We start from the raw sequence: 13,208 nt of genomic DNA on the forward strand, positions 1-13,208 counted from the left end.
TTTGGGACCGGGTATTTGGCTTCCCGCTATGGTATCAGACCCTATCCTTTCCTGATGGGGGCAGGGTTTGCCGTCATTGGCCTTGTGGGAAGTATCTTTCTGGTCAAGGACACGGCATCCCATGTAAAACTGGAAACGGGCCGTAGCGGGCAGCAAAAGCTTTCGAATGTGTTTTGGGATACTACTTTCGCTCACTCCAATCTGGGAGCCGTTACCCAGGCCGGACTGGTCAATAATTTAAATGACGGAATGGTCTGGGGACTCTTGCCGGTACTGTTGTCGCTGAAGGGTTTTTCCCTGGAGCAAATCGGGATAATTGTAGCGACCTACCCGGCCGTATGGGGCGTAGGACAACTCTTTACCGGAGCCTTGGCCGACAAGTATTGTAAAAAGCGGTTGCTGTTCTACGGCATGTTCCTGCAGGGAGTAGCCATTGTGCTTTTCCCCTGGGCGATAGCCTTTTGGCATTTTATGACCATCTCCGCCTTATTGGGACTGGGAACTGCGGTAGTGTATCCTACATTTCTGGCCGCCATTGCTTCGGATACCCATCCGGAACAAAGAGCTGCCAGTATGGGCGTATTCCGTTTCTGGCGGGATTTAGGGTATGCCATCGGGGCCTTACTGACCGGCATACTGGCTGACTGGGTAGGTATTTATCCGTCCATACTGGTGGTCGGAGGTCTTACCATCTTTTCGGCTCTGATAATCCAATTCCGCATGGCCTGCCAAAAGAAGAACCTCACCAACCGCCGAAGAAATCGCCAGGATCATTGGTGTAGGCCAGTCAACGGTTTACCGTTATCTGGAAGCAATGGGGCAAAAAAGGATTTTATAAAAGAAAAGTGAAATTTTGAACGTAAAACACTACATTACAAATAGTTAACTCAATATCGTAGAACATTCGCCCCGTTTCTTTAATGGAGGCCAAGTATGCACCCGCAGCCAAAGAACCAGCAGGATTAGGATAAGTAATGGTGCTTAATCTGTCTATCTTACTTTTGGCCCGAATCGGGAGTTGCAACCAATGCAGCTTTTAGAAGTGGAAGTAAGCCCTTTTCTAAGCCATTTGGCTCAAACGGCCAAACGGTTCCAATTATAGGTAGTCAAATCTTTATAACTAGTTAATTTTTAGTCAGTTATGAGCCTAACGTGGCGGATATACCCTGAATGTGTTAACTACCCCTAATATATACCATTCCCTTTTCTCCTTTGCTTTTAATAAAAAGGCCCTTTGTGAAGGACTTTAAAAAATTATACTGGTTAGCTTGCGTAAAACCAAATACTTTGTCCTGACAAAGTCATGGCTTGCTAACGCTTCGCTTTCTTATTAATCTCCCATAATCTCCTTTTATCTTCTCCAATCTCCTTTAAGGAGTCAATCCATCACTGTCAAAAATGATACAAGCTACAATACAAAACCTTGTATGCAAAAAAGAAAATTTGCAAAAAAAATGGCTGATTTTGAGACAATAAAACATGTCGAATATCACCCTCACTTTGACCCCAATCGGTAGTTCCAACTAGTAAATAGCGGAAATACTACTTTGTGTTGGTGAGTGAGACAAAATACACGTTGTTTTATCAGGCAAATCTACCATATCTTGGTAGGAGTCATGACCAAGTTACGACGCTCTGCGGGAATGCTGCGATTTTCGAGTGGATAGCAACGCATCGTTTAAATCCGCGTGAGGCGCAAAGATTTCGCTGCATGAAACGAGCATTGACCCGAAGACAGTTTTTAATTTTTCGGTGCCTTGTTGCCCTGATACGTTGTTATCCAAATAGGTTTTGATAGCCGCATAGGGCTGACTGCGAAGATACGCTACTGCACGCGCGTGGGAGGTGAGCGAGTGCATAATGAGGGCATCGCCCTGCAACTGGTTTTTTCCCTGCATGACAAGCCAAGAAAGAAAATCGGTCATGCCCTCAAAAATAGACACTTCATTTTTTGAGGAATCACTCCCCCGAATCACCGAAATATCACGGGCATTAATCGCGGATTTGAATTTGTTGCCAGCCAAAGCAACGCGTACTTCATAGCCGCCTGATTCATTCAGCATTCCAAAGCCAAAAAACTCTTTTCCCACAGCCAGATTTTTATATTTTACTTCCAGCAAATACTGCTCGGCAAGGGGGGCGGGAATTCCGCGCTCACGAACCAAATAAGCAAAAATGACAGGGTTTTTGATAGGGTGCGCTTCGACCAATTCTAACTTGCGGTCAGCAGAAAAATTTTCGACCGCTTCGCGGTGGTTTTGCTGATGAAAAGAAAAAAGATTTGGGGATTGAGTCTTAGAAACCTGATTTCCTTGAAACATTGTATCCAGATAGGCCAATGCTTGGGTAACACTGGAATAATTTTGACAGCGCATCACAAAATCAATGATAGTGCCGCCTGTATCACCAAAATCGTTCCAAATCCATTTTCCATTCAAAAACGAGGTGTGAAATGAGGGCTCAATTTCATCTCGAAATGGAGAAAGATACCAAAGTTCATATCCGTTTTTTTTCTCGTTGACGGGTTTATGCCCCAGCTTCTCCAGTAGCAACGGCAACGAAAGTTTTTTAGCCTGCTCACTGTTCATAAATAAATTAAGTCTATAGATTAAAATAAAAAACATCTTTTTCTTTTCAACAGCAATTATTCATTATGGTTTATTTTTTGTAATTTATCAACAAAAACAGTCCACTACTAATTGAAAATTTTTTAATAGTAATATTATTAGATTGTGTGACCAAGTTACGGTAATTGTGTGACCAAGTTACGGTGGATAAGTACAGGGTTGGTGACCAAGTTACGGTGGATAAACTCTAATATTGGGGTGATTCACAGGTTTATCCACAGTGTAAGTTTTATCTATTTATAAAATATCATGACCAAGTTACGGTAAGAGGAGTTTTAGTTTTTTTTGAATTGGTGCTAAGCTTCGTTCAAATGTCCACCCTTTATCATCAAACGAAAATTTCGCTTCTGAGTAGGCCAGTTTTACTATCTTTGCATCATGCTTCATTTTCACTTTGAAGTCAGCCATTCGGCCAATATCTCCTCCAAAAATTTCTTTCATTGTTGCCCATGTTAAAAACAATGGCTTTTTAAGGCTATGCAAACGGTAAGCTAAAAATGTGTAGAAATCTATCGCCCTGGCATTACCTGAAAGAATCCGTAAATGTTCCAGTGAGAGCGGCAAAGGATGTTTTTGTAACTCTTCCCAATAGTCCAAGCTCAAAACGATGTTTCGTTTCCATAAAAGAAGCTGATTCGGCTGACTACGAGGGAATAAATCAAACCCTTTGACGATTGGCATTTGCCCATGCGTAGTACTTCCGTCTGCCTCTCGGTAGGATACAGAAATAAGGGCAGATGATAACCTTGCTAACTGGTTCCTGGCTTGGTTGATTTGATTCCCGCCATCGGTTAAGCCGATTTTCTGCAAAAATTTTGGCAAAGATTCTGCATCAATATCAATTTTATTACTGCCCTGCTGCAAGGCTAAAGCATTAATCACACCAAGTAATAGCCTTGATTTCGGGCCAAATGGGACACCGATAAATTCATTTTTCCCTGTATGCGGATTATGTACTGGCAGCTGGCTAATATTTAGCTGAAAATCTCCGCTTTTATGAATGTAGCTTTCTGTCGGGTCTAATTTTACATCTCGGCGCGGGAAATAGACGTGAGCTAATGCCACAGGCATATACAAATGCTCTCGGTCATCTGGATGCGTATTAAAACTATTCATGACAAGCCTCATACGGCTTTCAGCATAGCGGGACAGTTTCTTTTCGTCGTTCTCCCTCATTTTTGCTTGCCTTTATCACGCTGTATCTTTTCTTCAATAGCCTGTACAATGTACGCGTGTCGAGATGGCCGTTGGCGTTTCGGGAGATTTTCTAAAATCCCTGCAATATCCCTGATATGACTTTGGTATAGCCGTACCAGAATCCCCTTCAAACTATCATCGTCGGACTGCTCCAGCTTTTGCGCTTTTGTCGATGATCCCCCTTTGCTTATCAAGGCGTCAATTGTTTTTTCATCGACAGATGGTTCTGCATCTTTGGCAATTTTTTTGGATTTTCTTGCAATAGCCATGAATATAATACTTTATATAGTTTTGATATTATTTTTAATATCAAAAATAATATCATTTCAATATGGTTTGATTTTCAATACATTAAACAAAGCATTATATAATGCCAAAAATTCTGATGAAGCTTTTTCATCGGAAGGCTTTAATTCAAAGATTCCAAGTCCGTAAGTAATCGCGTTTGCAAATGCCTTTCGATTAATCAGCGGCGTATCAAGATATGTCAGATGTTCGGATTCTTTTAAAAGTTCGCTTACTTCTCGGTTATCCCCCCCTTTGGGGTCAGCTCGATTAATGAAGGAACAAGCATGTAGCCTCGGGTTTCCCACTTGCATTTCTGCAACCAGGTTTTCCACTGACTCTAATGTCCAAACATCAAGTGAACGTGGGTAGAAGGGGACTAAATAAACATCGGAAATAGAAAGAGCCGCTCTTTGGCTGGCTGTGTCCCTACCTCCAGTATCTATAACCACATCATCAAACTTACCGAGCAATTTTAAAATCTCAGTTCTCACAGATTTGTCCGATAATCGTATAAGCGTAAAACCCGCTTTCCCTTCCATTGCAGCCTCGCGCTGTACAGAAAATTCATGCGCTGACCCTTGGTCATCAGCATCAACAAACAAGACATCACGGCCTTTACTGCTTAAATAAACAGCTAAGTTAGTTGCAAGGGTTGTCTTGCCACTGCCGCCTTTAATTCCACCTGTCGTAAATATCATTGAAAACCTTATTATTGAGGTAATTATTCTATGCAATGTAATATCATTTTGTATATCATACAAGAAATATTATTTGATATATAAAATGATATAATTATTATATCATTTTATATACTATCATTTTCTCTTATTTGCTTGTAAATGAGCCGAATTTATAAGAGCTTTGGCTTTCTGACATGGGGAAGAAAGACAATGGGCTGGCATTTTAAGCAGTCAGCATAAGAACACTTGAAAGTCACTGGCCTGACAGCTTTGGTTTGTGCTACTGATTGCGTGGCTGATAAGCGGGTGATAGGGTTGGGTAATCACTCCAACTTATGCGGATTCGACATTACTAACGCTACACAGTGACGGGTCGGAGGTACCGGGAGGTCATTACGCCTTACCCTATTTGCCAAATGATGGCTAAACTCCAAGCCAATGAAGGCTTGCATGAGATTATTGCAAAAAAAGGCTTTGTCTCAGCCAATGATCCCGCTTGCGGTTCGGGTGCAATGATTATTGCCTTGGCCGATGAAATGTATCAGCAGTACGTTAATTATCAGCAACAATTACACGTAACAGTGACGGATTTAGACCCACATTGTGTTTAAATGGCCTATTTCAATTTTCACTTCTAAGTATTCCTGGGGTTGTCGTGCATGGCAATAGTCTATCATTGGAAGAATATAGCCATTGACCCACTCTTGCGCATATTATGGGCGACTGAGAAGGAAAGTTAACGCCTCGTGCAAAAAATGAAGACTTCATAAAGACAGCCAGTGAAATTATTACTCAAACAAAAGATTCAACGGCTCAGGACAGAACACATGTTCCAGAGAAAATAGCAGTACCTGAATCTAAACCGATACCGATACAAGCAGGGACTCAGCCAAAACTGTTTTAATAGAGATTCAGAAAACTTGTATAACGAATATCCTACGTTTTTTATTGTTTAATTTGTACTTTTTCAATAAAAACTCTCAATTAATAGCATTTTTATTGAACTTATGAATCGGTATTATTAGACCAATTGTCCCATCTGATTTTTTATCCAGTTTTTATCATTGTGACAAAAAACAATACCAGCGATGAAAAAACCTGAATTTAAACTCAAAAATACCCTATGGAATTTTTTGCTAAGTTTTTATCCAAAATTAACCTTACACCTTACTTTCCTTTTTAGAAAGAAAATAACGAACTATCCTTGCAAAGGGGTTTTGCTTCATTTATTAAGCCTTACTCCGATGAAACGGAAAACACAGAAAAGACAAAAGCAGCTTGTTCCCAATAAAAATTTAACTGTACAAAAAGACTGGTTGGGTAAATTAAAAAAGCACGGCCAAACCGTAGGCTGGCTTATTCTTGGTGAATTTTTAAAATACCTCCTTAATCATTATCTATTCTAAATTTGATAACACATAAACCAAATAAAGTGCGCTGATAAAGTGACTTATTGCAACCCGCGAAGCTGGGGCGCAATGGGTCGCGGTGCGGCTGGCTTCGCTTATGCGACTCAATAGCAACCTTACGACAAAAAGCCGTAAGGTTGCGAAGCTCAAACAGGGCAGGAGATTCTATGCCACTGGCAAAAGTTTTTTAATGCGCTGCACCGTATCGGCTGATAAATCATATATCTTGGCCACTTTGCGAATACTGATACCTTGCTGTAAATCTTTCAATGGTTTGGCGTATTTGGCCTTTAAATCATCATCGGAATAGAAACGGCCTTTCTTACGTCCAAATATCTTGCCTTGCCGCTTGGCTTCTTCCATCCCGCTAACAATACGGTCAATCATTGTTTCCCGCTCCTGACGTGCCATATCAGCCGTAACGGAAAAAATCATAGATACAGCATGATTTAGCTTCCCATTTGGTAACAGCGTCTCAATGCTGTACTGATGGATATAAATAGAAATTTTCTTTTCCGTTAGATACTCTAAAATTTGGTGGGTCTGAGACGGGCGGCGGCCTAAACGTGATACTTCCGTTATAAGCACCTTTTGAATTTGCTTTGTCTCGCATAGCTGTAAAAGCTGCTCGATGCCCTCTCGATCGGCGTTACCTTTAATTCCTGTAATTTTTTCAGTGATGATTTTAACAACCTTCCACCCGCGTTTTTCGGCAATAGCGGTCAGGTCGGCAATTTGCCTTTGGTACTCCTGAGAGCGTTTTGATACACGGGTGAAAATAACCGCGTTCACGGGGGAGGGGCGGGCTTCGTTCATAGAACGAAAATAATAAACCGTACCGAAATAAACAAGTGGTTAAATCAGTACAATTACAATTGTATCCCCCCCCGTTTCTGAGTCCCAAAAGTGGCTTTTTTATCACATACTTTAAATCAGTACAGTTTACAATTAAAGCTAAAATGCCATTTGATAACTTTTTTAAATTTTAAAATTAATTCTTTATATATTTGAGAATTAGTTTTTAGTGTTTTTTTATATTTCATCTACCCTACTTCTCGGTAAAGTTAAGTCAACAGCAGTTAATGCTGTTTCAGTGGAACTATGCCAATAATCTATTAAAAATGAAGCTTTGTTTTTAGCTACTAAGGGCTTTTCTTGTTTCATGGTCTGCATTTAAACGAGTTTAACGCAAACACATATACAAAATCAGAGTTTTTACTTGCTAGGACAGCCTACTTTTCGCGTTTTTTCTCTTTCGAGATTGTACAAATTGTATTTAGCGTTGTATTTTATAATCATTTAATATCTATGCAACAAAGCCGCTACTAAGTATCCGTTACGTACAGGATTGAAACTTTTTTCTAACAGTCATATTAAAATCTATTATAAAATTCACTTTTCCTAAGTATGCAATTTCATGATTATATCACTTTAGTACAACGAGTTGATAGCTTAATAAAAACAAAATCAACAGGTTCTCCTAAACAAATGGCACAACGCCTTGGCATATCTGAAAGGTCTTGGTATTACTTACTCAACCAATTACGTTCTGAATTTGGTATTCCCATTGCATTTTCCCGTTTTAGATGTAGTTACTATTATCCTGATGATGCTTCGCATTGGGATGATTTCTTGAAAATATTTATGGCTCTTCCCAACAGTAAAATAACAGAAAAATAAATTTCATGGGGAAGTACTAGATAATATATTATTTGACCCACATTAGCAAAGTATTGATCTGCTGTTTAGGGGCTCCATAATTGAACCTGAACTCACACCCTTTGAGGGAAATCAGGGAGTTTTTTGTTGGTATGCCGTTATGCTTTCGTAGCACGCGCTTGGCTTAGTTTCAAAAGTTCTCAATACCGTTGATGTGGTATGAGGTAATTCCAGGGGAGTCTAATACAAACCCTGTCTAATGATTATTTTTGGTAAAATTTAGTTTTTTCTTTCGATTTCAAATGCTTTTTTGTTTTGTTATTGGTGTAGTCAAGGGCGGCTGAGGAACGAGGTCGTTTATCTACCCTTGACTACACCAATAACAAACTGTTTTTGCGTTTTATAATTAGAGATAAAAATGGCTTTGTTGCATGGCCATTTTATATTGCTATAATACCGCGTTAAATATGTTTTGTACAATATCCAAGGGCAAGAATCTGTTGAAAACTGGTCGCTTAGAGATGTAAAAGTTCACTTTTTACAGTTTTTTTCGACCTAATTCCTTTGAAAAGGGAGCCATGCAACAAAGCCGATAAAAATTACAAATCCATTGGCATCCTATCTCCAAATTTAATATGTAATTGTTGTTCCGTAAGTGCCTAGTTTTGTAAAGGAGATATCCATTTACGGCTTATATTTTCAACGGCCAAGTATATCAATTTAAGTAAAGCTAGACGCTTGCTGCCTTTACCTGCCTATTCTCGCTGCTGTTCACCAAGATGAGCCTTTATTTCTGACTCTAGCGGACTTTCTAAAAATTGTTGGAAAAGGGGGGCAAACACCCCATCTTTTCCAGTTAATGATTGTCCATTCATCAACTGGGTTAGCGCTTTATCTCGCATCTGTTCAAACTCTGTCTTTTCCATTGTTCTGTCGTAAAGTTAAAAACCTTTAGCCAGAGTTTAATTTACAGTCTCAATCCCAGATATTTATCCATTAATAATAGACACTATAATTTAGTATAAGTGTACTGAACATTAGTAATTATTTCATTTTTCGTTTTAAGGTACTCTTTATCGCTTTTAAATATAACCGTGTTATGATCAGCTGTAGTAAAATTATAATTATAAATAAATACTTTACCGATGGATTCGGCTGGTAGACCCACAGCCTCTACCGAAAGGGTGCCTTTCTTCTCAAAAGTGAAATCACATTTTCCACCACCATAGAGGTAAATGAAATTATGATAAGTATCGTCTATTCTTAAAACACCAGTTCTATCAGCCCCAATCAATGTTAGTACAACAGATGGTGGTGTGCCTGATTCCTGTGGAGTAATTACCACGGGTTGCCCTTTTGAATCTTTATATTCCATGGAGACAAACTTCCAAGAACCTTCCAACTTTCCTTCTTCAGCTTTTATACGTTCTCTGTCTCTATCACAAGAGAAGAAGAACGTACAAGCAGTCAATATTAGCACTACTTTAAAAATATTCATGGCATTATTTTTTGATTTTTGAACAAAATCCTACACAATTAATGTATATATCAAAATCTCAGCGTCTTTTTCAGTGTAAACCCAGTTTGATATAACCAGGTTTACACTGAAAATATAATTTTAAACGCCTGCTTAGTCACTGTCAGTTTTCCAGTACAAATTCAATATTTCCGTCAGCTATTGTAGCCGGCGATGGATGTGAGGAATTAATAAGCTCCCCTTTCATCTTTTTATCATCCTCCTTGTAAGTAAGACCAATGGTAGAGGTAACGCCTTGATACGTCACACTAACGTTAGTCGTTTGGGTGGAACCTGAATTGTCTACTTCAAAAGTTTGTATATAATAATTGGGTCCATGAGAGGTATCAAAATACCACCGGAATAAATTTTGTGTAGCAGTCCAAGAGGCCAAGGTGTACCCGTCCTTTGCATGAGATCTGCTTGGTACATACTCAATGTTACTGCAAGCTTGCATCGCCGAAGCACCTCCAATATTATAAATTACACCATCAAACCTAATCTCAGGCGCCCCATTAGCCCATCCTTCAATATTACTTAAATTGGGGCATCTTATCCATTCAACTCTTTCATAATTCCCAGATGTGCGCAGGTTTCTTCCTATATTAGTACTTACTTTGTAATCCATTCTCTCATTACTTCCCACAACAATTACTGGCACATTCGGTTCTTCAATTGCGTCAATTAAATATTGCTCCCCTTTAAAATCAAAGCCTAAAAAAGTTATCGTTTCATTTTCAACGTAATCAGATGGGATAAAAGTAACCAATGGTGCTTGATTTTTTGTGTCCCATTTTTCTATATTTATTGGAATAGCAATATTTAGTTTAAAATTCAATCGCATCAATTCTTGGAGTTCAGATGCAGTAATTTCCCTACTTTCTATAAGAATATCTGTAATTTTTTTATTGCTCAAACTTAAATCTTTACTTTTTGAAAATAGGATATCAAAGTCACCATCAAATTTTTTCTGAGCCTCCAGCTTAAGAAAGCCTCTTACTTCTTCATTCTTTAATGATTTAGCCAGAGCTTTTGTGAATTTAACAGTTAATAAATCTAATTCTGTTTCTGAGGATGATATTCGCACAGAAGTCGTTGTTTTATTAATTTTGTTTATGGTCTTATCAGTTGGTATCAACAAATGTGACACAGTATTATTTGCCATCGGGTTATGCGAGTCTTCGCAGCTAACTAATGCAATACTTGACGCAATTAGTGATATTAGAAATGCACCTAAAAATAACTTGTTTTTAAAAATTGCTGTTGTTTTCATTTTATGATTCGGTTTTAGGATGGTGCCTACTTGTTTGCAGGCTTTTAGAGAGCTACTATTGTTAATTAACAATGCAATGTTCTGAAATTTCACTGCAAAAAATATGCAGCTAAACATTTTTTTTGTCTTTTTTCATGACTATTTAAATTTGAATAACTATTAATGAATTGGGAGCTGTACTAGATAAGGAGAAAGTTTAGTATGCTGCTATGGGTCTAAAATGTTGTAAATTAAGCATAAGCCAGCATCGCAGGCTGGTAGAATGTTTCGTGATGGCTGCAACTCCCGATTCGGGCCAAAAGTAAGATAGATCAGAAGCCAAAGGTTAGAAGGCTTTTAATAAATTAAGGTGCCTGCTCTGGAACTACCTGCTCTAGGATTGGTGAAACTGGCCTTGATTTCTCTTTCTGGAATGATTTGACATCCACTCCCGCAAATCGTAATACTTTGTAAAGTGTTCTCCGGGAGCCAATGTTAAAGTATTGCATGATCTCGGTAGTGGACTTTTGTCCTGCTACATACAGGTCTTTTACCGCTGGGGCGACCTTTTGATATTTTACGGCTAACCCTTGCGGCCGTCCTCCCATTCTCCCCCGAGCCCTGGCCGATTGTAATCCGGCTTTAGTGCGCTGCACAATCAGATTCCGTTCGTGTTCGGCCAAGGCACAAAAGATTTGAAAGACTAAGACGCCACTGGGAGAAGTGGTGTCAATCGGGTCATTGAGGGAAATCAAATTAATTCCGCGCTTACCAAGCATTTCTACCAGTTCAATGAGTTGCTTGGTAGACCTACCCAAACGATCCAGCTTCCAGATAATAATGGTGTCTGTTTCCCGGGCGTAAAGCAAGAGTTTCTCGAACTCGGGTTTATAAACTTTTATGCCTGATACCTTATCGGTGAAAATCGTTTCACACCCGGCCTTTTTCAAAGCATCCAGCTGAAGGTCCAATATCTGCTCTTGCGTTGATACTCTTGCGTAGCCAATTTTCATAATACCCGATTTTGTACCCTTTATGCCGTCTTTTCAAATATAGGGTATATTGATATCGAATATAACTTTCGGGTACAAGTAAATTTTAATTTTTGACGCTTTAGCCTCTCGATTTTTCCTGTACCGGAAAACCCACGTTTTTGTGACCCAATTTAATGAAGATAATTATTCAATAATTCTATTGAATAATTATAAACCTTTACCTTTGATTCATTCATCTGATTCATTCATCTGGAAGCCCATGGAAAAAAAGGAGCTTAAAGAAAAAGTCTATTCGGAACTGGTTGGTCTTACTAAAGCCTTAGCCAATCCCTACCGGCTGCAAATCATTGACCTGTTGGCCCAGTCGAGCCGCACGGTAGAAGAAATTGCTACGCAACTTGATGTCAGCATAGCCAATGCTTCCCAGCATTTACAGACTTTGAAGGGAGCTCAACTGGTCAGCATTCAGAAAGAAGGCCATTATGTGCATTACCGGTTAGCCGATGAAAAAGTCTATCTGGTATGGAAATCACTTCGGGACTTAGGAATAGAACGTTTTGCCCAGATCGAGCGGACCCTAAAAGACTTCCGGGAGCAGAAAAACTCCTTCCAGTCAATATCCATCGACGAGCTAATCGAGAAAGTCCGACAGGAAAATGTAGTAGTTCTGGATGTAAGGCCCGAAAAAGAGTACCGGGCCGGGCACATTCCCCAAGCCTTATCGGTCCCCATGGAACACCTTTCGGAACGGATTGCCGCTTTACCCAAAGACAAACCGGTGATTGTGTACTGCCGGGGTCCCTTCTGTGTGTTTGCTGATGAAGCCGTCGAACAACTGCAAAAACAAGGCATTAAGGCTTGGCGCCTGGAAGAAGGATTCCCGGATTGGAAAAGCCGAAACCTTCCCTTTCACATGGCCTAAGTTATATTCCAGGAGGAGATTCTTTTGTACCGCTATAACTATCCACATCAGGCGATATGCTTTTTTCCTTCCCACCTTATAAAGAATTACCGTTATGTCCACAATTCCTACCGTCCTGGGGCTGCGGGAGAACTGGCCCCAGTTTACCCTGCTGGTAATCATCAATGGCTTTGTTGGGGGAATCATTGGCCTGGAGCGAACGCTGCTCCCCGAGCTGGCCGAGCAGGAGTTTGGCCTGGTGGCCCGCACGGCCCTGCTATCTTTTATTGTCGTTTTTGGCGTAAGCAAAGCCTTCACCAATTACTTCACCGGGGCCTTGGCCAACCGCGTAGGGAGAAAGAATCTGCTGGTGTACGGCTGGCTTTTTGGCCTGCCGGTTCCCCTGATTCTCATGTTTGCTCCCAGTTGGAATTATATCGTGTTGGCCAACGTGCTGCTGGGCATTAACCAGGGACTCTGCTGGTCTTCGACTGTGGTGATGAAAATAGACCTGGTGGGCGAAAAGAACCGGGGACTGGCCATGGGCATCAATGAATCTGCCGGGTACTTGTCGATTGCCCTGGTCGCTTTTGGGACCGGGTATTTGGCTTCCCGCTATGGTATCAGACCCTATCCTTTCCTGATGGGGGCAGGGTTTGCCGTCATTGGCCTTGTGGGAAGTAT

The 13,208-nt window shown here is 40.2% G+C and carries 15 protein-coding genes and 2 pseudogenes; 6 read left to right on the forward strand and 11 right to left on the reverse strand.

Annotated features, from left to right (window positions below):
- Window positions 1–849: MFS transporter (locus FHS57_RS31380; protein WP_183980729.1), on the forward strand; the 849-nt coding region annotated here is incomplete at its 5' end.
- 776 nt (window positions 850–1,625) lie between these two features.
- Here the strand turns inward: FHS57_RS31380 and FHS57_RS31385 are convergent.
- The 4 genes from FHS57_RS31385 to FHS57_RS31400 form a co-directional block, all read right to left on the reverse strand.
- Window positions 1,626–2,588, reverse strand: a complete 963-nt coding sequence (locus FHS57_RS31385; RefSeq protein ID WP_183980731.1) for a DUF8464 domain-containing protein — start codon at window positions 2,586–2,588, stop codon at window positions 1,626–1,628.
- Between the two features lie 297 nt (window positions 2,589–2,885).
- Window positions 2,886–3,803, reverse strand: coding sequence for a replication protein RepA (locus FHS57_RS31390; RefSeq protein ID WP_183980733.1), 918 nt, complete (start codon window positions 3,801–3,803; stop codon window positions 2,886–2,888).
- Window positions 3,800–4,093, reverse strand: coding sequence for a hypothetical protein (locus FHS57_RS31395; protein ID WP_183980735.1), 294 nt, complete (start codon window positions 4,091–4,093; stop codon window positions 3,800–3,802). The genes FHS57_RS31390 and FHS57_RS31395 overlap by 4 nt, the downstream gene beginning before the upstream one ends.
- Before the next feature lie 57 nt (window positions 4,094–4,150).
- Window positions 4,151–4,810, reverse strand: a complete 660-nt coding sequence (locus FHS57_RS31400; protein WP_183980737.1) for a nucleotide-binding protein — start codon at window positions 4,808–4,810, stop codon at window positions 4,151–4,153.
- Between the two features lie 398 nt (window positions 4,811–5,208).
- Here FHS57_RS31400 and FHS57_RS31405 point away from each other — a divergent pair, with 398 nt between their 5' ends.
- A complete protein-coding gene (locus FHS57_RS31405) occupies window positions 5,209–5,403 on the forward strand; it encodes a hypothetical protein (RefSeq protein WP_183980739.1) in 195 nt (64 codons plus the stop codon).
- 477 nt (window positions 5,404–5,880) lie between these two features.
- Window positions 5,881–6,198: a hypothetical protein gene (locus FHS57_RS31410; protein ID WP_183980741.1), complete on the forward strand. Its 318-nt coding sequence runs from the start codon at window positions 5,881–5,883 to the stop codon at window positions 6,196–6,198.
- Between the two features lie 168 nt (window positions 6,199–6,366).
- On the opposite strand, the gene FHS57_RS31415 is transcribed toward FHS57_RS31410, so the two are convergent.
- Both FHS57_RS31415 and FHS57_RS32035 read right to left on the reverse strand, forming a co-directional pair.
- Window positions 6,367–7,017 carry a recombinase family protein gene (locus FHS57_RS31415; RefSeq protein ID WP_183980743.1) on the reverse strand — a complete coding sequence of 217 codons (651 nt, stop codon included), beginning with the start codon at window positions 7,015–7,017 and terminating at the stop codon, window positions 6,367–6,369.
- Window positions 7,018–7,233: 216 nt separating this feature from the next.
- A complete protein-coding gene (locus tag FHS57_RS32035; protein ID WP_262889972.1) occupies window positions 7,234–7,365 on the reverse strand; it encodes a hypothetical protein in 132 nt (43 codons plus the stop codon).
- Window positions 7,366–7,608: 243 nt separating this feature from the next.
- Between FHS57_RS32035 and FHS57_RS31420 the strand changes: the two genes are divergently transcribed.
- A complete protein-coding gene (locus FHS57_RS31420) occupies window positions 7,609–7,881 on the forward strand; it encodes a hypothetical protein (protein WP_183980745.1) in 273 nt (90 codons plus the stop codon).
- 28 nt (window positions 7,882–7,909) lie between these two features.
- On the opposite strand, the pseudogene FHS57_RS31425 reads toward FHS57_RS31420, so the two are convergent.
- From FHS57_RS31425 to FHS57_RS31445, 5 genes and pseudogenes are all read right to left on the reverse strand, one after another.
- Window positions 7,910–8,077 (reverse strand): annotated as a pseudogene (locus tag FHS57_RS31425) (IS1595 family transposase); the annotation flags it as partial.
- Window positions 8,078–8,618: 541 nt separating this feature from the next.
- Window positions 8,619–8,786: pseudogene (locus tag FHS57_RS31430) on the reverse strand (IS256 family transposase); the annotation flags it as partial.
- A gap of 83 nt (window positions 8,787–8,869) precedes the next feature.
- The gene (locus FHS57_RS31435; RefSeq protein ID WP_183980749.1) at window positions 8,870–9,358 is read right to left on the reverse strand and encodes a hypothetical protein; all 489 of its coding nucleotides are present in this window, start codon (window positions 9,356–9,358) and stop codon (window positions 8,870–8,872) included.
- 142 nt (window positions 9,359–9,500) lie between these two features.
- Window positions 9,501–10,649 (reverse strand): DUF3103 family protein, encoded by a 1,149-nt coding sequence (locus tag FHS57_RS31440; RefSeq protein WP_183980751.1) that lies wholly within the window; start codon window positions 10,647–10,649, stop codon window positions 9,501–9,503.
- A 344-nt stretch (window positions 10,650–10,993) separates the two neighbouring features.
- Window positions 10,994–11,641, reverse strand: coding sequence for a recombinase family protein (locus FHS57_RS31445; protein WP_183980753.1), 648 nt, complete (start codon window positions 11,639–11,641; stop codon window positions 10,994–10,996).
- 142 nt (window positions 11,642–11,783) lie between these two features.
- Here FHS57_RS31445 and FHS57_RS31450 point away from each other — a divergent pair, with 142 nt between their 5' ends.
- Both FHS57_RS31450 and FHS57_RS31455 read left to right on the forward strand, forming a co-directional pair.
- Window positions 11,784–12,545, forward strand: coding sequence for a metalloregulator ArsR/SmtB family transcription factor (locus FHS57_RS31450; RefSeq protein ID WP_310587032.1), 762 nt, complete (start codon window positions 11,784–11,786; stop codon window positions 12,543–12,545).
- Window positions 12,546–12,639: 94 nt separating this feature from the next.
- Window positions 12,640–13,208: MFS transporter (locus FHS57_RS31455; protein WP_183980757.1), on the forward strand; the 569-nt coding region annotated here is incomplete at its 3' end.

This window comes from Runella defluvii (assembly GCF_014195535.1).
Taxonomy (GTDB): domain Bacteria; phylum Bacteroidota; class Bacteroidia; order Cytophagales; family Spirosomataceae; genus Runella; species Runella defluvii.

Coding starts and splice junctions, on each gene's coding strand:
- FHS57_RS31385 (WP_183980731.1), bottom strand. CDS start 2,588: ATGAACAGTGAGCAGGCTAAAAAACTTTCGTTGCCGTTGCTACTGGAG.
- FHS57_RS31390 (WP_183980733.1), bottom strand. CDS start 3,803: ATGAGGGAGAACGACGAAAAGAAACTGTCCCGCTATGCTGAAAGCCGT.
- FHS57_RS31395 (WP_183980735.1), bottom strand. CDS start 4,093: ATGGCTATTGCAAGAAAATCCAAAAAAATTGCCAAAGATGCAGAACCA.
- FHS57_RS31400 (WP_183980737.1), bottom strand. CDS start 4,810: ATGATATTTACGACAGGTGGAATTAAAGGCGGCAGTGGCAAGACAACC.
- FHS57_RS31405 (WP_183980739.1), top strand. CDS start 5,209: ATGATGGCTAAACTCCAAGCCAATGAAGGCTTGCATGAGATTATTGCA.
- FHS57_RS31410 (WP_183980741.1), top strand. CDS start 5,881: ATGAAAAAACCTGAATTTAAACTCAAAAATACCCTATGGAATTTTTTG.
- FHS57_RS31415 (WP_183980743.1), bottom strand. CDS start 7,017: ATGAACGAAGCCCGCCCCTCCCCCGTGAACGCGGTTATTTTCACCCGT.
- FHS57_RS32035 (WP_262889972.1), bottom strand. CDS start 7,365: ATGAAACAAGAAAAGCCCTTAGTAGCTAAAAACAAAGCTTCATTTTTA.
- FHS57_RS31420 (WP_183980745.1), top strand. CDS start 7,609: ATGCAATTTCATGATTATATCACTTTAGTACAACGAGTTGATAGCTTA.
- FHS57_RS31435 (WP_183980749.1), bottom strand. CDS start 9,358: ATGAATATTTTTAAAGTAGTGCTAATATTGACTGCTTGTACGTTCTTC.
- FHS57_RS31440 (WP_183980751.1), bottom strand. CDS start 10,649: ATGAAAACAACAGCAATTTTTAAAAACAAGTTATTTTTAGGTGCATTT.
- FHS57_RS31445 (WP_183980753.1), bottom strand. CDS start 11,641: ATGAAAATTGGCTACGCAAGAGTATCAACGCAAGAGCAGATATTGGAC.